Below are 20,733 nucleotides of genomic sequence, written 5' to 3' on the forward strand. Positions count from 1 at the left end.
TAAAAATCAATATAGCACATTGTTTAAAAATGTAAGCGCCCAATAAATAAAAACAAAAACACATAATTATCAGCTTATATCTATAGAGCACTACTCAGGTCTAGCATGTTGAAAGTAAGGTCAAGAAAACGTGTGATGCCGTGTAGATTGATGTTTATTCAGTAGGCTATGTACAACAAAAATAGCACACAGGCTCAATGCAATGGCTACCGCAACAGACGAGAACCGATAAAGCGCACTGTATATAATATCTTGTTGGGGGGAAAGTGACTGTCCGTACAAGATGCCAAAAGTGGTAAGTACGCCAAAGCCGGTCCCCGCGCCACCACCGTTCAAAACGTGCTGCCGACTTATAAAAAAGACCAATATCCACAGGCTAAAACTAGCGAAAAATAACGTATCGCTGTAATTCAGCAAAACCAGCTGAGCGAGCAGGGCTAAATTGCACCCAATCAAGGTGCCTATTGCTCGCTGCCAACCGCTCAAGGTGGCCCCTTTCCAGCAAAGAGGGAACAGAATCAGTATGCTCGCTGCTTGCGCCGAAATAGAATCAACTAAATCGAAGGTTTGAAACACAGCAAAAGATAACGTAGCCACTGTCGAGCATAAGATGACTTCGTGTCGGATGCTCGCTTGATCTTTAGAGACCTTAGGCGGTGGTGTTCGCGGTGCTCTATCGGGGAATATTAGGTGTAAGGCAAAAGCGATGCCTAAAGCAAGTAAAATTGCGCCAATATTTGAAATCACCAACGGGTAGATGTCTATTCCATCGTTACTGTAACTTGCGAAGTGCAGCTGTAACGACAGCCCAACCAGAGAAAATGCGCCAAACAAAAATAATGTGCCCTTACTCATTTGCCAAAATAAAAAAGCAAAGGTTGCTGCGATTAATGGTGTAATAAGCAGCGGGTGGGTTCCAAACAAACCATACACTACTAGCACAACCATTGCTGGGAATACGGTCGCTGCAAGAAACTGTCTTATTATGTGCCCATTTAAAACGGCTACCAGCCCTAGTAATAGAATGGGGTAAAGTGTAAAAAATATCGGGTTCGGCCAGTCCATTGCCTTTGATATAGTAAACCCGAGAGTCGCGCCGCTGGCAATTCTAAGCATCTGTTGAACATCATTTTCGCTAAGTTGTGTTTTCATAACCTGTTCTAGTAGATGTAGTGCAATAAACTGATAAAGCGAATTTGAACATTCGCGACAAAGCTTTCTATGGGGTTATTAGGAACAATTTGAACCGTCGCCCTGGCACCACTGGTCAGACGATTTAATGGCGCTTCACCTTCATCTAAGCTGATATGAACGCGCTGGCGTTGCGCGTCACGCACCCATCGATTCGATTTTTCAACTGTGGCTAGCGTGCCGTTTGCTGACAGTTGGCCTTCACTAACGCCAGCCTCGAAATCTTCCACCTGCGCCGCAAACACCTTCCCAGGTATCGCATCAAAAACAACTTTAGCACGCACGCCTTTTTCTACATTGGTTAGCGACTTTTCTCTAAAGTCAGCAACCAAGTCAAGCTTGTTATCTACAACAGATGCAAGGGGAACGCTTTGTTTGGCATAGGTTCCTTTTGACACCTGCATGTTTGCCATAATGCCTTCGTGCGGAGCCTTTATTCTGGTGTATACCAGGTTTAATTCTGCACGATTTAGCGCGTTGCGAGCTTCCTGATATTTGAGGTTACGATCGCCTCTTTCTCCCCTAGCTACAATCTGCTGGTTTAACTCAGCTTTAAGTGCGCTTAAATCTGCCTCGGCGCTTTGAAGTTGGGCGTTAGCTTTATCCACGTCTTGTTGAGAAACTACGTTGCTTTCTATTAATGTGTTTAATCGTTGGTATTCATTTTTGCGCTCTACGAGTATGGCAGTCGCGGCTGCTATTCTTGCCTTAATTGCGTCCACCTGGGCGTCAATTTGAGCATTTTCTTGTGCCACATTCGCCAATTCAATCTGCGCTTTTTCAAGCGCAATATTGTAGGGAGTATCGTCAATTTCGAACAATACTTGCCCTTTTTTAACGTGTTGATTGTTGCTAACTAAGACCTTAATGATTGGGCCATTAAGCTGAGGTGATATTTGTGTAACCTGATGGTACACCCTTGCTTGAGGTGTCATTGGTATGCGGATATCGGCAACTACAAAATATATAAAACAGGCAGCAAAAGCTACTAACGCTAGTTTCACGTACCTTGCAAAAGCTTGGTCGGGTGTTCTTTCACTCACTAATTCGCCTCCAGAAGCCGAACGGCATTTTGCTCAATTTTGTTAATACATAGAGCCATGATATTTAGCTCCTCGTCGGATATACCTGCATAGACCTCATCCCGCAGCGCGGCGAGCGTGCTTTCTATATCATTCATACGGCCTTTTCCCATTGGTGTGAAATAAAGCAAACGGCTTCGCTTATCGTTTTTATCAACAATGCGTTTGATCAACCCTGCGGTTTCTAATTGCTTGATCGTTCTAGTAAGACTTGGCATCTCTATTTCAAGACTTTCCGCTAGCATTTGTTGGGTACATCCTTCGCCAAGCAAAGCAATATGAATCATCACACGCCACCTCGATTCAGTGAGGTCAAGGTGGGCTACAGATTTGGTGACCGTTTTTCTACATCTTCTTGAAGTACGTGCAAACAGTGCGATTAAGTGAAGCGGCATCGGTTCTGAAAACATCATCGTAATACTTATTAATTTATTTAGCATGCTAAGTATTTTATTTGGTTAGCATGCTAAGTAAATGGTTGTGGGACGAATAGGCTAATAAGTTCGTTGAGCGTCTACGTGAAGGTTTTCGTTAAATTGAATGATAAGAATTTGAAGACATCTTTAAAATTAAACCGTCGATTCATTTAACCCGTCATGAGACAGGTGCTACGTAATTTCGCTCTACTGTTACGCCCAGTAAAATGCTAAAATCCGCGCAATTAATTACCAAGCCGTATCAAGCGTTTCATCGCAATATACAATTTGCGCGGACAAGCATTGCTTATCCGATATAAAACGCGCCTGTAAGTTATTGGTTTACAGGGATAATAGATAACGAAGATAAGTATTGATGTCAGATAAGAAACTTCTAGAAGAGATTAAAAAGCGACGTACGTTCGCAATCATATCGCACCCGGATGCGGGTAAAACCACCATTACTGAAAAAGTACTGTTGTTCGGACGTGCGCTTCAGACCGCCGGTACTGTAAAAGGTAAAAAATCAGGTCAGCATGCTAAGTCTGACTGGATGGAGATGGAAAAAGAGCGTGGTATCTCGGTAACTACCTCGGTCATGCAGTTTCCTTACAGCGACCACTTGGTAAACCTGCTGGATACCCCAGGGCACGAAGACTTCTCTGAAGATACCTATCGTACGCTAACAGCCGTTGACTCGTGCCTTATGGTAATCGACGCCGCGAAAGGTGTAGAAGACAGAACTCGTAAGTTAATGGAAGTCACTCGCTTACGCGATACACCTATCATTACTTTCATGAACAAGCTTGACCGTGATATTCGGGATCCCATGGAGCTGCTTGATGAAGTGGAGACCGAGCTTGATATATTGTGTGCGCCAATTACTTGGCCAATTGGCTGTGGTAAGAGTTTTAAGGGTATATATCACCTGCATCGCGATGAGACTATTTTGTATCAAAGCGGCCACGGTCACACTATCCAAGAGGTTCGTATCATTAAGGGGTTAGATAATCCTGAACTCGATACTGCCGTGGGTAGCGATCTTGCTGAAACCTTGCGTGACGAGCTTGAACTTGTGCGCGGCGCATCAAATGAATTTGATCAAGAGCTATTCCGTGAAGGTCAGTTGACGCCCGTATTCTTCGGCACAGCATTGGGTAACTTTGGCGTAGACCACATGCTTGATGGTTTGGTTGAATGGGCGCCAGCGCCACTAGGCCGCGAGACAGAAGAAGGTACTATCGAAAGCACTGACGGAAAGTTCAGCGGATTCGTATTTAAGATTCAGGCCAACATGGACCCGAAACACCGCGACCGTATTGCGTTCTGTCGTATTGTGTCGGGCAAGTATGAAAAAGGCATGAAAATGCGTAACAGCCGTTTAGGCAAAGATGTGCGTATCTCCGATGCATTGACCTTCTTAGCCGGTGATCGTTCACTGCTAGAAGAAGCGTATGCTGGCGACATTATCGGCCTGCACAACCACGGTACTATTCGAATTGGTGACACTTTCACGTCAGGTGATAACTATCGTTTCACCGGTATTCCAAACTTTGCGCCCGAGCTATTTAAACGTATTCGCTTGAAAGATCCACTTAAGCAAAAGCAATTGCTTAAAGGCCTTATTCAGCTTTCAGAAGAAGGGGCGGTTCAGGTATTCAGACCACTGGCTAACAACGACTTAATTGTTGGTGCGGTAGGTGTTCTGCAGTTCGACGTAGTTGTGGCTCGTTTAAAAGCCGAATACAACGTAGATGCGCTATACGAGCATATTAACGTTTCAACGGCTCGCTGGGTTTACTCAAGTGATGAGAAAAAACTAGATGAATTCCGCCGCAAAGGTGAGCAGAACCTGGCGTTGGATGGGGGCGATAACTTAACGTATATCGCACCGACTATGGTGAATTTGCAGCTAGCCCAAGAACGCTACCCAGATATCCAATTTACGAACACGCGCGAAAATTAAAGAAATATACATTATGAATATACATGCACTATTAGTTAATCGTTTCACTGAAGCTCTGCAAGAGATGGGCGTAGAGAATGCGCCAGTACCCGTTTCGCGCAGTGCTCGACCAGAGTTTGGTGAATACCAGTTTAATGGCGCTATGGCACTGGCGAAACAGCTAAAACAAAAGCCACGTGATATCGCAGATAAAATTGTTGAGACAGTGAAGCTTGACGATATTGCCAGCAAATTAGAAGTAGCGGGCCCCGGTTTTATCAACGTTCATCTAAATGACGCATGGTTGTCTAACCAGTGCGAGCTATCGTTGACCGATCCTCGCTTAGGCATTGCAAAGTCGCCGGAGCAAAACATTGTAGTAGATTATTCATCGCCGAATTTAGCGAAAGAAATGCACGTGGGTCACCTGCGTACTACTATTATCGGCGATGCCGTTGTTAAGGTACTAGAGTTTTTAGGTCACAACGTAATTCGTCAAAATCACATGGGCGACTGGGGCACCCAATTCGGCATGTTGCTGGCGCACCTTTCAGACAAACTTCAAGAGGAAGTGGCTGAAACCGCGCTGTCTGATCTTGAAGACTTTTACCGTGAAGCTAAAGTTCGCTTTGACGAAGAAGAAGGCTTTGCCGACCGCGCCCGTGAATACGTTGTCAAGCTACAGGGCGGCGACGCTCAGTGCCTCGCACTGTGGGAAAAGTTCATCGATGTATCTATTGCTCACTCAGAAGAAGTGTACGACAAGCTAAACGTAAGCCTTACCCGCAAAGATATTATGGGTGAGTCGGCTTATAACGACGACTTGGCCAACGTAATCAGCGACCTTAAAGCAAAAGGCATCGCGGTAGAAGATCAGGGAGCGCAGGTTGTGTTTATTCCTGAGCTTGCCGATAAAGAAGGTAACCCTGCCGTTTACATCGTTCAAAAATCCGGTGGTGGATACCTGTACGCAACGACGGACCTTGCGGCAATGCGCTATCGTAGCGGCAAATTAAACGCTGACCGTACGCTTATTCTTACTGACGCTCGCCAGGCGCTGCACTTCAAACAAACTGAAATTGTAGGCCGCAAAGCAGGCTTCATGAAAGAAGAGCAAACATACGAGCACTGCCCGTTTGGTATGATGCTAGGCAGTGACGGTAAGCCATTTAAAACCCGTACCGGTGGCACGGTTAAATTGGTTGAACTGCTTGATGAAGCGGTTGAGCGAGCAGGCAAACTGATTGCCGAGCGTGACAACGATTTAAGTGAAGACGAGCTTAAAGAAGTTGCACGGAAGGTAGGTATTGGCGCAGTAAAATACGCTGACCTATCTAAGAACCGCACAACCGACTACATGTTCAATTGGGACTCAATGCTAAGCTTTGAGGGTAATACAGCGCCTTATCTGCAATACGCCTATACTCGTGTGAAAAGCTTGTTCAGAAAAGCGGGCGTTGATATGGCAACAATGCCAGTTGATATTAACATCGTTGAGAAACAAGAGCATGCGCTCGCTGTGCTGCTCATGCAGTTTGAAGAAGTAATTGGCATGGTATCGCGCGAGGCGACCCCTCACGTGTTGTGTACTTATCTCTACGATGTGGCGTCAGCATTCATGACATTCTACGAAGCCTGCCCAATGTTAAAAGACGGTATTGAGCCAGCGGTACGCGACAGCCGTTTAGCATTGTCAGCTTTGGTTGCCAAAACATTAGAGAAGGGATTAGCTCTACTAGGTATTGAAACACTCGAAAAAATGTAGTGTTCGCGGTACAACATAGATATTGATATTGAAGAGGCTGACAGTGTTTGTCAGCCTTTTTATATACGTAATGCAAACGACCAAGACTTGGCTTGTTGGTTTTAATAAACATTTTTGTATCCCAGTTAAAACCGATAGGCCGATATATTCTTATAAAGTAGATTATTAAAAAAACAACGCAAAAAAGAGACAGGAAATTCTAATGACAAAGATCCTTGCATTTGCAGGCAGCACCCGTAAAGGTTCATTTAACCAAGCCATTGTGAACGTAGCCGCCGAAGGTGCACGAGAGTCTGGCGCAGAGGTTACTGTAATTGACTTAGCTGATTATCAAATGCCAATATTTAATGAAGACGAAGAAGCTGAGTTTGGTATGCCTGAAAGAGCACAGGCATTTAAAGAGCTACTCATGAGCCATGATGGGTTTCTCATTGCATCACCAGAATATAACTCAAGTTACCCCGCACTGCTAAAAAATGCCATCGACTGGGCATCGCGCATGGGGGAAGGAGAAAAACCATTGCAAGCCTATCGCGGTAAAGTGGCTGGTATTATGGCGGCGTCTGCCGGTGGTTTAGGCGGTATGCGTGTACTTGTGGTGCTGAGAATGCTACTTGAAAACCTAGGTACTATGGTACTGCCAAATCAAAAAGCTATCGCAAAGGTTGATTCGCTTATGGAAGATGGTGCAATTACCGACGAAAAAACGATAAAGCAGCTAAAAAATTTGGGGAAAGAAACCGCCGAGTTGGCTGGTAAGCTAGCCTGAGACATGGGTTTAGGGTAGCTAGAGTAAGCCGCACGCGCTCTAGCTATCTACATTTCAGAATTTCTATCCATGCTAAACAAGTGTGCCTTTGAAATTGCTTCGATTAGAGAGTGCGCTATTTAATATGAGAAACACTTAGCACCATCAAGCCCCTTCATTGCCCATCCTAGAAAAACAAATTTCAATTCACAAAACGACGTAAAACCCAACCCATGGCCAGTCGTCATTATTGCTTTGATGCCATAGTCTAGCTCAGTGCATTTGCACATTACTTTAATTGAAAAAAAGGAGCTTTATTATGGAAGAACTCAACATTAACGAAATCGATGCAGTCTCAGGTGCAGGTGTAGTTGACTTATGATTTCGGTCGAGGATTTGGCAACGGATTCTACGATGGTGCAAACGAGCCAGAAATTTCTTAGTATTGATTGAGCAGGCTTTGGTCTGCTTTTTTAGTTTTATTTAAGCATGGACAAAGGCAAATAATCATGGATAAGAAAAATTACGGCAACATAGCATTTTGGTTTCTCGTGCTATTAAATATTATCTCTCTCTTTGAGAGTATTATTTCAACAGAGGGGTTCTCGCTTTTAAAAGAGCCTGAGTTTCAAAACCTACTCTTACTCGCAATTCTCAAAAAACTTGCGAATCGCTCAAATGAAAATGCATTTGAAACAGACAGCATTATATAACGTGTTGTTTCTCGAACTCTCTGTATTATTTTGACGCTAGGTGTCGAAAGAAAGCCGCTAAATCGAGTGCGGCTCTCTTGCTATGCTTCACACTTTTACATATAAATTAGTGGATGCGAAAGCACTGTCGATAGACAACACTGTTGTAAACGCGACCGCGCTGAAACGATAGTTTTTATTTTCTTAATGATTTGGCTAGCTTGTAAAATTACATTGCAACCAATGTATATTGATAAACATTACAGATAAAGTGCTGCGCCATATACAACGCACAGACACTTTAAACTGCGAACGTTATGGTGTTAGCAAAGTTTCATCGCAGTGGAATATTACTCAGTTCAACATTATATGGGTCGGGTGAACCTATGGTTTCATGCACCCATTCTGCGCTATAGTAAGTATCTGAGTAACGCTCACCGCTATCGCACATGAGGGTAACGATTGACCCAGCTTCGCCGTTTTCGCTCATTTGCTTGGCAATACGTAGCGCCCCCCATAAGTTCGTGCCTGTAGAGGGGCCGGCTTTAATTCCCATGGTATTGTTTAACCAATGCATGGTGGCAACGCTTGCCGCGTCGGGAACCGCAATCATCTCGTCAATCACGTCGTGTTGAAAAGAGGCTTCTACTTTAGGGCGGCCAATCCCTTCTATGCGGCTTCCTCTCGTTGCTGTTAGCGTGTGATCTTTTGTTTTGAAACTTTCAAAAAACACACTGAATTCAGGATCGACGACTACAAGTTTGGAAGCTAGACCTTTGTAGCGTATATAGCGGCCTATTGTTGCCGACGTGCCGCCTGTGCCTGCACTCATTACTATGGTGTGAGGCACAGGATGAGGTTCAGCTTTCATCTGCTCAAAGATACTTTCAGCAATATTATTATTGCCGCGCCAGTCTGTAGCACGTTCGGCGTAGAGGAACTGATCCATAAAGTAGCCGTGAAGCTCTTTCGCTACCTTAGTGGCTTCGCTGTGCATTTGAGTAGGACAATCTACAAAGTGGCACTGCCCTCCGTACCGCTCAATAAGGGCTATTTTACTCTGGGCGGTAGACTTAGGCATAACGGCAACAAAGGGGACACCAATCATTTTGGCGAAGTAAGCTTCAGATACTGCAGTACTGCCCGATGAAGCTTCAACAACCGTTGTTCCCTGCACAATTTTTCCATTGCAAAGGGCGTATAGAAAAAGTGAGCGGGCAAGGCGGTGCTTTAAACTCCCCGTAGGGTGCGTGCTTTCATCTTTTAAATAGATATCGATATTTTTGAACGCTATTGGCGCTAGTTTAATTAGATGCGTATCAGCCGAGCGTTGATAATCAGCGTTAATAGTATTTATGGCTTGTGTAACCCAGCACGTCATGTTGATCTCCTCATTGTTAACGACAAGGGTATCAATGCGATTAGAGAAATAACGTTTAATTTTTTTGTTTGAATAGTACTTTTTTAGAAAAATATTCTTCATTTTGTTCGTGTTGTAAAAAATTAAAAGGTTGGTGTGTCTGCTTGACAGAGAAATTGTGGAAACAAAGAATTTCAGCAACCTAGCTATTCTTGATATCTTTGTACCTTATTCCTTACCCCTCACCCCTCACTAGGTAATAAGTAACAACATGAAGACTACATTGCTTTTTACAGAAATAGCTTTTCTGTTCACGACCCTATTAGGTGCGCAAATTAGTGCAGAAGAGATTAACACGCTTAAAGTGGCCACATTTAACGTAAGTATGGAGGCCACCAATTATAAAGCCTTGGGCATGGAGCCAAGCGATGAAGTACTTCAACACGTTCTTTCAACGGGTGAGCATAGCCAAGTTAAAAACATTGCTGAAATTATTCAACGCGTTAACCCCGATATCTTAATGTTGAACGAATTTGACTACATTGCAGATAAGCGTAAAGGGGTAGAAGCATTTGTTAAGAACTACCTGAATGTTTCACAAGGTGGCCTTGAGCCTGTGGATTACCCATATACGTATGTGGCCACAGTCAACACAGGGGAGCCCACGACATTCGACTTAGATAACAATGGCAAAGCAGAAGGTTTTGGTGGCGATGCATATGGCTTTGGGCTTTATCCCGGGCAATATGGCATGGCGCTTTTGTCAAAATACCCTATTGATGTTGATGGTATTCGCACCTTTCAGACGTTTAAATGGCATCACATGCCTCACCCACAGGTTCCAATTATTCCCGATGAGAGCGGAAGTACTGATAAGGGCAAGCCTTGGTACGACGTAGAAGAGTGGGCCGCGCTAAGGTTGAGTTCTAAGTCTCACTGGGATGTGCCGGTGAAAGTAGGAGATAAAACCGTACACATACTTGCTATGCATCCAACACCACCTAATTTCGATGGAAGCGAGGATCGCAACGGCAAACGCAACTTTGACGAAATTAGGCTTATGGCAGATTATCTTTCTCCGGATAAAGGAGCCTACATCTACGATGATAATGGCGAGAAAGTCAGCCTGTCAGAGAACGCGCGTTTTGTACTTGTTGGTGATTTTAACGCGGCGGATATTGGAGATAAACATCGCGAGGGTGTAATTGAACAGTTAACCGAGCACCCGTTAGTTAATAACGACATAATTCCAACAAGCGCAGGTGGTGCAGGCGCGTCAGGAGCGGAGTTTAGTAACCGCTTTACTGCCTATTGGGGAGCCAGAGCTGACTATGTTTTGCCATCTCGATTTGGCTTCGATGTGAACGATACTGGCGTTTTCTGGCCTGCAAAAACCAGTGACCTATATCGATTAGTTAAAGACCGCGAAGCCAGCTCAGATCACAGGTTAGTCTGGATTAACTTGTTGTTGACCGAAGATAACTAAAAACCACAATTTTTGTGTTAGTTAATAGATAGAGGTATTATTACATCGTCTATCTAATAATATACCGAGAAGCCATTGAAGTTTGTGTCTCTCACTTTTGTGATGTGTTTGCTGTGGGTGATACCCATAGATGGCTTTTCGGTAGAGTCTTCTCAGCTCATGCCGCTCAACCGTTATTTCCCTCAATCGTGGGGAACGAAAGACGGGCTTCCTCACAATAGTATTCACGCATTAGCACAAACGTCCAATGGGTATCTATGGGCGGGTACTTGGGAAGGTGTAGCTCGGTTCAATGGTCAGCAGTTCACTGTATTTACCCGCGGCGCGCAAACGGGATTACCAGACTCCGGCATTCGAAGCTTGTATTACAACAAGTCCCGCGACGAGCTACTTGTGGCAGGAAACCGAGGCGGTGTAACGTCGCTTATTGCCGAGCAGTGGCATGCTCAAGCGCCCCTGTCTTCAATGGTTAATCATGCATTCAGAGACAGTAATAACGTGTTGTGGTTTGCGCTGGAAGACATGGGGATTGCAATGAGAACGCCTGACGGCACGCAAAAAGAATACATTGTAAATTCGAGTGCTTACCGCATAATCGAAGACGGATTTGGAGTAATCTGGTTTGCAACAAATCAAGGGTTATTCAAATACATAAACGATAAATTTCAGATAGCTGTACCCGACCACAACATACTCTCTGGTCCATCATTTACTCTCGCTCTTGATAGCAAAAAACGTGTTTTAGTTGGCACAGAACACGGTGTTTGGCAGCAAAGAAACGGTACCTTCGCGCTACTTCACAACTCACTTGCCGACAAATCAATTAGTAGTATTTTGCTTGATCATCAAAATAGCATTTGGGTAGGCACCATCAATCATGGCCTTTATCGTCTGAGTGACTTAGGCCTAGAAAAATTGGATGCGACAGCAGGTCTTCCCAATAACCGCGTTTTTTCACTGCTTGAAGATTTGGAAAAAAATATCTGGATTGGCACTAATGGTGGTTTGTTTAGGCTGCGTCGCGCGCTATTTACCACATTCTCGCAAAGCCAAGGAATGAGTGGAGACTTTTTGCGAACTGTTTTGCAAACGTCTGATGGCAAACTTTTAGCAGGTGGAAGTGCTGGATTAGATATATTTTACAATGATGCGTTTTCCAGCGCATCGCTCACTACGGGTGAAGCTTTTTCTGTACTCAGTTTGGCAGCGGTAACTGAAGAGGTAACGTTAGTTGGCACCTATACAAAAGGTGTGCTGCGATATGAAAATGACCAACTTACTCCTTACCTCAATAGACATTTAGGGTTACCGAGTAATGAAGTAAGGGCCATTCTTTTAGCGAGTGATAACAGTGTTTGGTATGCCACGGCGCAAGGTGTAGTTCAACAAACGCCAGATGGAAAGCTAATCCATTTTAATGAACAAAATGGGCTACCTGCCCATTTTTCGATGGGCTTGGCAGAAGATCGTGAAGGACGAATCTGGATTGCTACAGGGATAGGGCTCGCCTATATCCAACAGGGTATTGTGCACGTAGTTTCGTTTCCTGAACATTCAGATGCACAGCACGCGTTCAGTTTTAGCGTTGTTGAAAAGGGTACTTGGATTACAACCGATCGAGGCCTTGCGTATTTTGACAATGCTACTAAGGCACTTAGTGTAATCGAAAAGTCGCAGGGGCTTCCCGTAGATAAACTGTTTTCAATCGGTATAGATCACAACAGCGGTGTATGGCTAAGTTCAAACCAAGGGGTCATTCTCACTTCACTATCAAGTCTTAAGGAGTGTCTGACACATCCAAGTGCATTATTGGAATTTGAGCATTTTAAGGAAGAAAATGGCCTGGCGAGTATTCAAATCAATGGTGGGTCACAGCCATCTCAGTTTGTTGATGTAGACGGAAATGTTTGGCTTCCTACTGCGAAAGGGCTCGCCACAGTAACGCCTGCAAACCTTGCCATGCTGAGTGAATTCCCTATTCCGGTAAGTATAGAGGCGGTACTACTGGACGGTGCTGACCAGCAATTTGATACGGATAAAAGGGAAGTAGACGTAACGCCGTTAAACACGCGAGTTGCGTTTCAGTATGCAGGGTTGGGATTCGCTATGCCTTCGCGTATAGAGTATCAGGCTATGTTAGTAGGATATGACCAAGATTGGGTTAACCGTCATCAATTTAGAATGACTGAATACACTAATTTAGCACCTGGTCGTTATCAGTTTAAAGTACGTGCTCGTTACATTGGAGGCACCTGGCAAGAGATTACGTCACCATTTTCTATTCGCGTGCTACCCAGCATTTATCAGACATTTGCTTTTAAATTCTCGGTATTTCTTTTCTTCTGCTTCGTTATCTATGCACTTTACAAAGTACGTTTTCATCACTTGAAAAAATCAGAAATGAATTTAAAACAAAGGGTCGATGAACAAACCAGGTCATTAGAATTACAAACCAAGCGGTTCGAGTTCCAAGCAACTCATGATGATCTAACCGGTATTGCAAATAGACGAGCATTCGACCGCTGGCTTGTACAATATTTTGAAGAGGCTAAAGCGAAACAATCTCCTCTATGTCTTGCCGTTATCGATATCGACCATTTCAAACAGGTAAATGATCAGTACTCCCACTTAGTAGGAGATAAAGTCATTACTGAGGTGGCCCGTATATTAAATCGCGAAGTTCCGCATTATGCTAAATGTGCAAGGTGGGGCGGCGAAGAGTTTACTGTGTTGTTACCCGAATATGACTTGATAAATGCAAGTGTTGCTATGGATCATGTTCGAAAAATCGTGGCAGCACATGATTTCAGTTTTATAGCGCAAACGCTGAAAGTCACAATCAGTATTGGTGTAGCAAGTGCTGATGGCGCGAGAGATCACGACAGAATGTTAACCCATGCCGACCAAGCACTTTACACTGCAAAAGAATATGGCCGCAACCAAGTGACCATTTTCGAATAAACGATAAGTGAAGTAGTGGTTAATTACTACAACATCTTTAACCTGACTTTGCCGTAAAGCTCTACTGTGGCGATTGACCCAACTGCGCTTCTTCTCGTTCTCGTGAAACTGCCTCGAACAGCGTAAAGTAAGCCACCACAGCAAGATTAGCGACAAACCAAAGGTCTTTAATAACGAACTGACCTAGGCGATTGACGATAGTCGTGCTGTTAAAAGTATCCGGCACAGTAAACAAAAACGTTTGTGTCATAAGAAAAACCGATAAACAAGCCAGTCCGCTCGCAATGATCATCGGCTTGTTCTTAGTAAAGATGCCCGCACCCAATAGCAGTGCAAAGAGGACATCAAACCCACCAATTACATTCGATGCCCCTTGAACGCTAAACACAGCATATAGCCACGACATAAACGGTGATGTTTCAACTAGCCCCACAATCGCATTAGCTTCAAACTCGAAAAACTTCATGCCTCCTATCCATAATAAGACCATGGCTACAGGAGCAAAGTTAAGGTATGTAAGTTGCTTGAGCGAAAATTTTTCGCGATAAAACAAGAATAGGAAAAGCGGTAATACTGCGAAGTACTTAATGATGCCTTGACCGCTGCCAATAATCGGGAAGCCCCCTAAATCGGCCATCCATCTCGTTGGTGATAATAACGTCAGTAATGGAATGGCAGTTACAAAAGCGGCATATAGTGTTACTGCTTTTGCTGAAACTAGGTTAAAACGTGCTGCAATGGTCATTAACGGTAGCAACAGCAACGCGATACCAGAAAAAGCACCAAGGGCACTCTGGCTCAACACAGTGCCTAACGAGTAGAAATTAAATGTAGCGATAAGTGCATTGGGGTTTGCACCCAGTAAAAATGTTAGGCCAAGAACTGCGAAGCTAAAAGTGAGCAATGCGGTGACCATGCTTTCGGTTTGGTTTAGTGTCATAAAGCGTCCGTAAATACTGCTAGTTTTGCGAAGTGTATGTAGAGACCCGTCGAGGTAGCACTAAAATTTCATAGGTTTGATAATTTATTAGGCATAGCGCAATAAGCAAATAAGGATTTATCGACAAAATAAGAACTTATCCAATAGCAGTTGTCATAGGTAGCAGAGGTCTTAAATAAATTAGGTCTTAAGTAGTGTAGGGCTTAAATGGTTTGGTTTTTAAATAGTAGTGGTTTAAAAAGTAAAATAAATTGAGAGAAAAAATGAAACAAACAAGCAGTAGAGCACATAAGCGTTTTGGAATCTGGTTAGTAGCAGGCGCGTGTGCAGCCTTGTCTGCTTGTGGCGCTCAGCCCCCAGAACCTATTGATGAGCCAATCGCGAGTGTTGAAGACGTCGAAAGATTAGAGCAAGTTGTTGACACCTCCTTGCCCTTGGTACAGCAAGCCTATTCCATCGAGTCTGAAAAAGTGTGCGACAAACAAGGTGGTAAGTGGAAGAAAGTAGGCCGACAGCAGGCTTATGCTTGTGTGCTACCAGCGAATGATGCTGGTAAAGCGTGTAGTGACAGCAGCGAGTGTGAAGTGGCTTGTGTTACAGGAAAAAATCAGGTAGAAGCCGGGCAAAAGGTCAGTGGCGTGTGTTTAGAAACTACTGACTTATTTGGCTGCAGAGCCTATGTGTCTAAGGGGATTGTGGAGCATACCCTATGTGTTGATTAAGAGGCGTTAAAGCTAACGGGCGTTGAATGAAGCACATGCCAACGGCGGTGCGCTTCATCAACCAATAGTCAACTAACGTGCAGGAAAGTCGAGTCTGTCCAGTTCACTCGCCGTCTCATTACATTCGCCTAATAGGTGCAGCCTATCTTCGGTTTGATGTGTATCGATTTCTATATAGCCGGTTTGGCAATAACCTGTTTCATCCAATTTTTCATCAAGAGAGGCATAGAGTTGCTCTGTCATTCTCTCACCGCTATCTGACGATTTTTGTGATGAGCCTCCTCGGTTTTCTTGTCCACCACGGCCGCCACGACCACCACCTTCACCACGGCCTCCTCTGCCGCCGCCATCTTTAGCGCCGCCACCTTTACCGCCACCTGGTTGTTTCATTGAAGGAATGCTAAACGCGAAAAGCTTGGTGCCGTCTTGCTTGATCTTGGTCTCAAAATATATTTCATCCTTGTCTAAAGGTGGTGGCCTGTGGGCGCACGCACTCACAATTAAAGAGGTCGTTACTACTAATACTGTTCTTTTCATTTTATTTTACGCTTGTTTAAACCACGTTACTTTGAGGTTCAAAAGCGTCTATTGTTACAATATGCAGTGTAAGTTTTGAGTAAAGTATTTCCGACTTATTTGGGGTGTTCGTTGTTGATTGGATACCAAAGTTCAATGGCTATTTATAAATAAAAACCTACTTTTATTATAGAGAATATAAGAGTTAGCTAATGCCGTTGAATAAATTGAAGGTATTCATAATTTCAATACTTCTGTGTTTCGCACTTCATGTGAGTGAAGCGAATGCTCAAGATTTAACGAAATTAAGCCGCTACGATCAGGTAACATATAGAGCGATAACCCTCTGGTCGAATAATAATGAACAATTGAATAATGAGTTAAGCAAACAAATTAAGTCGTCAGGTCTCCCTCGGGATGACTCCTCGCTGGGGCTTATCTTTAAACACGTTATCTGGGAAGGTTTTAACGGAGATAAAGCAGTTGAAAACTGGTTTAGCCGTCCAAGCAGGCTAATTGATACGGATGATTGGGATGCCCTTAAAAGCCTAGATGCTGAACTTTATGCTGGAGTTCGATCGTACTTTATTTATTCGAGTTCGGCTAGACACGATGGAGATGAACAACAAGTAAGTCCAGCGATAGAAAAACTTAGACGCTTAAAATCTGAAATGCTCGAAGCCTCAAATAGTAAGGCTGTTGCTCTTGTAAGTGCATGGCTAGGCAATGAATTTCAATCAAAATCGCATATTGACGCATTAGTCGAATTTAAATATTCGTTTAATTATTTGAACGTTGAGAAAGAAGATTCGTTCAAAGCTATGCTAACTCAAAGAGAAATTGCAGCATATATAGCGAATATACTCATAGAGCTTCAGCTTTACTCTGAGGCCTTGCAGTACGCAGATTATATTCTATCGATAGTGCCTGTAAGTGAGCGATATTCTGTAGACTACATTGCTTCAGTCCAAGCATTGACCCAATTAGGGCGCTTTTCGGAAGCTTTAGCAAAATCAGAATCGGCTGTTGAATTAGCAACAGAGCAGGACGATACAGATAATCTGATTGTCGCATTAATACTTAATTTATCTGTATATACGCATTATATGACAGAAGCCGAAGTCGATAAAATAAGAGGTTTAGCTGGGCGAATAGCGGCTGTTGTTGATGCAAGTACTAGCAATAGCTCTTCGCCAATGATAGAGGCGTATATTCAGACAGCTCTAACTCTAATTGAAGCATTAGATGGTAATGACCCTGTCACATTCTCTGAGGAGATTGATACTCTTACTGAAAAATATGAGACTTGGTCAGCACTGCATCCCTCACCAACGGATATCAACCTAAGGCTTTATCAAAATCTCCAGAGAATTTATGAGGTAAAGGGAAACTACAAAAAAGCGTATCAATTCGCTACTAAATATCGGTCGCTAAAATTAGATAGAAACCAACTTATCTCATCTTCAAATGCTAATCTCGGTAATGACTTTCTCTCAAAAGAAATTGAAATCACTGAACTTAAAAACATAAAAATTAATAGAGAAAAAGACCAATTGACCAACCAAGCTAATTTTCTAAAAAGTATATTGTTTGGCGGTTTGGCTATTATTCTAGGTTTCACCACGCTGTGGTACCGACGTCGACACAATATCTCCAAAGCCTTGGCCGACGTAGACTCTCTAACCGGTGCTTATACTAGGAGAGCTATCAACAGTTGGTTGACCTTTATCTCACCTGAACAGGTTAATTGTGCAGTCCTTTTAGATGTCGATCATTTTAAAAAAATTAACGACAACTATGGGCATAATTTGGGAGACGAAGTGCTCAAAACACTGAGTCAAATTATCATAAAACGCATACGTAAAATAGATCGCTTATGCCGGTATGGGGGAGAAGAGTTTTTGTTGGTTATACAAGCAACAGATATCTCTGAGGCGAGCGCAATAATGAATGTTATTCGAAAAGAGGTAGAGGGCATTGAGTACTGGGGAGAGCAGGAAGTACCATTTAACGTAAGCTTCTCCGCCGGTATTGTAACATTTAAAAGCACTGATAAGATTGAGTCAGTATTAGAGCGTGCCGATTATCTTTTATACGAAGCTAAAAGAACGGGAAGGGCAAAAACGTTAACAGAATAGCCATTGATAATGGGGCATATGTTTACGGTTCTATGCTCAGTTTAATAATCAATAATAGAGTAAACTCATTAAGGTCACTCTATGCTAACAGGGATAAGTTTCATGCTTTCCAATATCATTCGCTTTGCGAAAAACATTGTAGTGTCCTTAATTGCAATCTTTGTGTTTTTTGGTGTGCTCGACTTCTTGTGGCTTGGCGTTATTGCGGATGGCTGGTATCAAAGTGAAATGGCTCCTCTGCTTAGAAGTCAATTTATCACGTGGCCTTGGGTGGTTTTTTACCTTATGTATGGATGCGTGGTGTTTGTACTTGCTGTGGTGGCGAACAGAGATAAGTCGCTACTTTATGCTGGGATCGATGGCGCGCTTCTAGGGTTGGCCAGTTATGGCGCCTACAATTTAACGGCGTACAGCATTATTGAAGGTTTTACTTTGTTTATCATGTTGATTGATTGGGCGTGGGGGACGTGCCTAACCAGCGCAAGCGCTATGGCTGGCTGGTTAGGGTTTCAACTGGTTAAGGAAAAGAGTAGCGAATAATTCGCTTTAACACGCTGGCGTATTGTTTTATAAAGCCGCCAGTGTTGTAGTGCATGCCGTGTTCTTTGAATACGGCTTCTACTTTGGGGGCCATTTCCCGGTAACGCCTTGCAGGAATATCAGGAAACAAATGGTGTTCTATTTGAAAACTCAAATGCCCAGTGAGAACGTGAAACAGATTTCCGCCCTTAATGTTCGAAGAGCCTAGTGCCTGACGATAGTACCACTGTCCTCGGGTTTCATTAGTACAATCTTCCTCTTTAAACGTTTCTACGTCGCCAGTGAAATGACCGCAAAAGATAATGGTAGAAGTCCATAAATTGCGTAATAAGTTGGCAATAAGGTTGCCGGTAAATACCCATAAAAATAACGGCCCAGCTAGCAACGGAAATAGCACGTAATCTTTGACTAACTGACGCGCACCTTTGCTAAAAAAACGTTTTTTTAGTTCGCTATGGGTAACCTGATTTTTGCGATTGTCTTTTTTCTTTCCAAAAAAGACACGCTCCGCAGCCATTTCGTGGTAAGACACGCCCCACTGAAACATTACGCTAAGCACGATATATGTCGCGAACTGCCAAAGGTTTTTTACCCGCCATCTAAAGTCGTTAGATAAGCGAAGCAAGCCATAGCCAAAGTCTCTGTCTTTACCAATAATATTGGTATAGGTGTGATGCTCGTAGTTATGGACTCGATTCCAGCTGGAACCGTCGCAAGCAATATCCCATTCGTAGCGTCTTGAGTTTATATGTTTATCATTCATCCAGTCATATTGACCGTGCATCACGTTGTGGCCTATTTCCATATTATCGAGAATCTTAGCCGTAGCTAAACTCAATACGCCGGCAACCCAAAGCAGCGGTTGAATGAACCCCAACATGAGTAGTATGCGTCCACTCCACTCGCAAACTCGCTGAATAAGAATAATGCGTCTAATATACGAGGCATCTTCTGTCCCCACTTTTCGTTTTACGTCGGCCTTAATTTCATCAAACTGAGCAGCGAGTAACTCATAGTTAGGCTTTTTTCCATTGCTCTTTGGCTGAGCTACTTGAATCTCCTGAGTTTTGTGCACCGGTAACTGTGCTTGCTCAGTGACTTCTTCACGATGCTGTGTGTCTATCGTAACGCTAGTGGTCATAATTGGATCTCCAAATCGGTAACAGCTTGTGACACACATAATTGGATAAGTTGCTCTGCGCTATCTGAAAGTTCGCCAGTGCGGGTATCTCTCACCACGCCGCGTTTTTTAACGCATTGGCACTGGTGACAAATGCCCATGCCACAGCCGTATGTTACGGGTTGTTCTGCTTGTTGAAGTTGTGAAAGTAGGGATTGCTGATTGTCGATAGTTAAAGTTTCGCCGTTGTGTAGCAACGAGAAGGTTTCACTTTGGCCGGGGCTGGAGCTGTTTATAGCTGGAAGCGCAGCAAAGTGCTCACTCGAAAGGGGCGCACTGATTAGCTCTGCAAAGCGCCTTGCCTGCTCGTACATAGCATTTGGGCCACATACTAACCAGTGTGCGTTAGCAAAGTAAGATAAATGCGCTTCTAAATCACCGCCTTTCTGCTTGGTTAAAATTGAATAAGAGAAGCTTTCGCAGCGCTTTTGGAAAGCTGACAATTCGTCAATCAGAACGTGTTCATTGGGCTTGGCGAAATAAAGTAAATGCACCGGTGTGTTATTGAGTTGTGCTTTTTCTATGACATCATCGAGCATTGCAATAAAAGGGGTTATACCCGAACCGCCGGCTATCATGAGAAGGGGCTTTTCAACTTTCGGCCATATAAATTCCCCCATTGGCGCCGAGATATTTACCCATTGGTTAGGTGGACAAGAATGGAGGTGAGGCGTTAGGGCACCTTGGTCTTTCACTTTTGTCACCAGACGTATGCATTTAGTTCGCCGATGAGTGTTTGCGCCACTTGCTACAGTAAACACGCGAGTGGTGAGCCTGCCATTAATTTCTATGGTCAATGCGATATGCTGCCCAGCGGCATGCGTAGGCCAAGCCCGTTCAGGCTTAAGTACCACCTCAAGCATATCAGTGCTTAAGTTTTTTACCGCCACAATTCTGGCTCTGAAATAGCCGTCGCGCCAAGCAGGTTTAAATTGCTGCACCAGTACTTCCCAGTAGCCCTTCCAAGAGCCATGGTGAAGTATGCTATCAGTAAATTTATTTAGTAATAGTCTCAATGTAGAACTCACACCTATATTCTGTCTGAATATCT

General features: G+C 43.7%; 17 protein-coding genes. 9 read left to right on the forward strand and 8 right to left on the reverse strand.

From position 1 onward, the window contains the following. Nucleotides 1-120: 120 nt before the first annotated feature. Genes ACM0P2_RS05755 through ACM0P2_RS05765 form a run of 3 tightly spaced genes read right to left on the reverse strand, consistent with a single transcriptional unit; the run spans nt 121 to nt 2,560 of the window. The gene (locus ACM0P2_RS05755) at nt 121-1,152 is read right to left on the reverse strand and encodes a DUF2955 domain-containing protein (RefSeq protein ID WP_419227415.1); all 1,032 of its coding nucleotides are present in this window, start codon (nt 1,150-1,152) and stop codon (nt 121-123) included. 8 nt (nt 1,153-1,160) lie between these two features. Further along, nucleotides 1,161-2,234 (reverse strand): HlyD family secretion protein, encoded by a 1,074-nt coding sequence (locus tag ACM0P2_RS05760; protein WP_173359474.1) that lies wholly within the window; start codon nt 2,232-2,234, stop codon nt 1,161-1,163. Then, entirely contained in the window at nt 2,234-2,560 is a 327-nt protein-coding gene (locus ACM0P2_RS05765; protein WP_419227416.1) for a MarR family transcriptional regulator, read from the reverse strand. The genes ACM0P2_RS05760 and ACM0P2_RS05765 overlap by 1 nt, the downstream gene beginning before the upstream one ends. A gap of 505 nt (nt 2,561-3,065) precedes the next feature. Between ACM0P2_RS05765 and prfC the strand changes: the two genes are divergently transcribed. From prfC to ACM0P2_RS05785, 4 genes are all read left to right on the forward strand, one after another. Further along, a complete protein-coding gene (gene prfC / locus ACM0P2_RS05770; RefSeq protein WP_120960300.1) occupies nt 3,066-4,655 on the forward strand; it encodes a peptide chain release factor 3 in 1,590 nt (529 codons plus the stop codon). A 13-nt stretch (nt 4,656-4,668) separates the two neighbouring features. Further along, on the forward strand, nt 4,669-6,399 hold the full coding sequence (gene argS, locus ACM0P2_RS05775) for an arginine--tRNA ligase (RefSeq protein WP_159119508.1): 1,731 nt from the start codon (nt 4,669-4,671) through the stop codon (nt 6,397-6,399). Between the two features lie 202 nt (nt 6,400-6,601). Further along, complete coding sequence (locus tag ACM0P2_RS05780; RefSeq protein ID WP_159119509.1) at nt 6,602-7,168, forward strand: NADPH-dependent FMN reductase; 567 nt, start codon at nt 6,602-6,604, stop codon at nt 7,166-7,168. 488 nt (nt 7,169-7,656) lie between these two features. Further along, entirely contained in the window at nt 7,657-7,860 is a 204-nt protein-coding gene (locus ACM0P2_RS05785) for a hypothetical protein (protein ID WP_159119510.1), read from the forward strand. 313 nt (nt 7,861-8,173) lie between these two features. Here ACM0P2_RS05785 and ACM0P2_RS05790 read toward each other — a convergent pair whose 3' ends face one another. Continuing rightward, the gene (locus ACM0P2_RS05790) at nt 8,174-9,220 is read right to left on the reverse strand and encodes a PLP-dependent cysteine synthase family protein (RefSeq protein WP_159118192.1); all 1,047 of its coding nucleotides are present in this window, start codon (nt 9,218-9,220) and stop codon (nt 8,174-8,176) included. A gap of 250 nt (nt 9,221-9,470) precedes the next feature. Between ACM0P2_RS05790 and ACM0P2_RS05795 the strand changes: the two genes are divergently transcribed. Further along, nucleotides 9,471-10,685: an endonuclease/exonuclease/phosphatase family protein gene (locus ACM0P2_RS05795; RefSeq protein WP_173359475.1), complete on the forward strand. Its 1,215-nt coding sequence runs from the start codon at nt 9,471-9,473 to the stop codon at nt 10,683-10,685. 102 nt (nt 10,686-10,787) lie between these two features. Beyond that, nucleotides 10,788-13,646 (forward strand): diguanylate cyclase, encoded by a 2,859-nt coding sequence (locus ACM0P2_RS05800; protein WP_419227690.1) that lies wholly within the window; start codon nt 10,788-10,790, stop codon nt 13,644-13,646. 61 nt (nt 13,647-13,707) lie between these two features. Here the strand turns inward: ACM0P2_RS05800 and ACM0P2_RS05805 are convergent, their stop codons facing one another. After that, nucleotides 13,708-14,586 carry a DUF417 family protein gene (locus ACM0P2_RS05805; protein ID WP_159118191.1) on the reverse strand — a complete coding sequence of 293 codons (879 nt, stop codon included), beginning with the start codon at nt 14,584-14,586 and terminating at the stop codon, nt 13,708-13,710. A gap of 263 nt (nt 14,587-14,849) precedes the next feature. Between ACM0P2_RS05805 and ACM0P2_RS05810 the strand changes: the two genes are divergently transcribed. Then, on the forward strand, nt 14,850-15,308 hold the full coding sequence (locus ACM0P2_RS05810) for a hypothetical protein (protein ID WP_159118190.1): 459 nt from the start codon (nt 14,850-14,852) through the stop codon (nt 15,306-15,308). A 72-nt stretch (nt 15,309-15,380) separates the two neighbouring features. Here the strand turns inward: ACM0P2_RS05810 and ACM0P2_RS05815 are convergent, their stop codons facing one another. After that, nucleotides 15,381-15,845, reverse strand: a complete 465-nt coding sequence (locus ACM0P2_RS05815; protein ID WP_173359477.1) for a hypothetical protein — start codon at nt 15,843-15,845, stop codon at nt 15,381-15,383. 191 nt (nt 15,846-16,036) lie between these two features. On the opposite strand from ACM0P2_RS05815, the gene ACM0P2_RS05820 reads away from it, so the two are divergent. Then, nucleotides 16,037-17,962, forward strand: coding sequence for a diguanylate cyclase (locus ACM0P2_RS05820; RefSeq protein WP_419227417.1), 1,926 nt, complete (start codon nt 16,037-16,039; stop codon nt 17,960-17,962). Between the two features lie 102 nt (nt 17,963-18,064). Beyond that, a complete protein-coding gene (locus tag ACM0P2_RS05825; protein WP_419227418.1) occupies nt 18,065-18,502 on the forward strand; it encodes a DUF2177 family protein in 438 nt (145 codons plus the stop codon). Here the strand turns inward: ACM0P2_RS05825 and ACM0P2_RS05830 are convergent. Together ACM0P2_RS05830 and ACM0P2_RS05835 are read right to left on the reverse strand one after the other, a co-directional pair. Further along, nucleotides 18,480-19,643, reverse strand: a complete 1,164-nt coding sequence (locus ACM0P2_RS05830; protein ID WP_159118187.1) for a fatty acid desaturase family protein — start codon at nt 19,641-19,643, stop codon at nt 18,480-18,482. The genes ACM0P2_RS05825 and ACM0P2_RS05830 overlap by 23 nt on opposite strands. After that, nucleotides 19,640-20,698 (reverse strand): flavin reductase family protein, encoded by a 1,059-nt coding sequence (locus ACM0P2_RS05835; protein WP_419227419.1) that lies wholly within the window; start codon nt 20,696-20,698, stop codon nt 19,640-19,642. Before ACM0P2_RS05835 ends, ACM0P2_RS05830 begins: the two co-directional genes overlap by 4 nt. Nucleotides 20,699-20,733: the final 35 nt, after the last annotated feature.

Origin of the sequence: Alteromonas sp. OM2203 (assembly GCF_048517045.1) — a bacterium.
In the GTDB taxonomy this organism is placed as follows: domain Bacteria; phylum Pseudomonadota; class Gammaproteobacteria; order Enterobacterales; family Alteromonadaceae; genus Alteromonas; species Alteromonas gracilis.

Bases quoted from the DNA above. Each gene is read 5' to 3' on its own strand.
- ACM0P2_RS05755 (WP_419227415.1), bottom strand. From the start codon at position 1,152: ATGAAAACACAACTTAGCGAAAATGATGTTCAACAGATGCTTAGAATT.
- ACM0P2_RS05800 (WP_419227690.1), top strand. From the start codon at position 10,788: ATGTGTTTGCTGTGGGTGATACCCATAGATGGCTTTTCGGTAGAGTCT.
- ACM0P2_RS05795 (WP_173359475.1), top strand. From the start codon at position 9,471: ATGAAGACTACATTGCTTTTTACAGAAATAGCTTTTCTGTTCACGACC.
- prfC (WP_120960300.1), top strand. From the start codon at position 3,066: ATGTCAGATAAGAAACTTCTAGAAGAGATTAAAAAGCGACGTACGTTC.
- ACM0P2_RS05815 (WP_173359477.1), bottom strand. From the start codon at position 15,845: ATGAAAAGAACAGTATTAGTAGTAACGACCTCTTTAATTGTGAGTGCG.
- argS (WP_159119508.1), top strand. From the start codon at position 4,669: ATGAATATACATGCACTATTAGTTAATCGTTTCACTGAAGCTCTGCAA.
- ACM0P2_RS05810 (WP_159118190.1), top strand. From the start codon at position 14,850: ATGAAACAAACAAGCAGTAGAGCACATAAGCGTTTTGGAATCTGGTTA.
- ACM0P2_RS05820 (WP_419227417.1), top strand. From the start codon at position 16,037: ATGCCGTTGAATAAATTGAAGGTATTCATAATTTCAATACTTCTGTGT.
- ACM0P2_RS05805 (WP_159118191.1), bottom strand. From the start codon at position 14,586: ATGACACTAAACCAAACCGAAAGCATGGTCACCGCATTGCTCACTTTT.
- ACM0P2_RS05780 (WP_159119509.1), top strand. From the start codon at position 6,602: ATGACAAAGATCCTTGCATTTGCAGGCAGCACCCGTAAAGGTTCATTT.
- ACM0P2_RS05825 (WP_419227418.1), top strand. From the start codon at position 18,065: ATGCTTTCCAATATCATTCGCTTTGCGAAAAACATTGTAGTGTCCTTA.
- ACM0P2_RS05790 (WP_159118192.1), bottom strand. From the start codon at position 9,220: ATGACGTGCTGGGTTACACAAGCCATAAATACTATTAACGCTGATTAT.
- ACM0P2_RS05785 (WP_159119510.1), top strand. From the start codon at position 7,657: ATGGATAAGAAAAATTACGGCAACATAGCATTTTGGTTTCTCGTGCTA.
- ACM0P2_RS05830 (WP_159118187.1), bottom strand. From the start codon at position 19,643: ATGACCACTAGCGTTACGATAGACACACAGCATCGTGAAGAAGTCACT.
- ACM0P2_RS05765 (WP_419227416.1), bottom strand. From the start codon at position 2,560: ATGATTCATATTGCTTTGCTTGGCGAAGGATGTACCCAACAAATGCTA.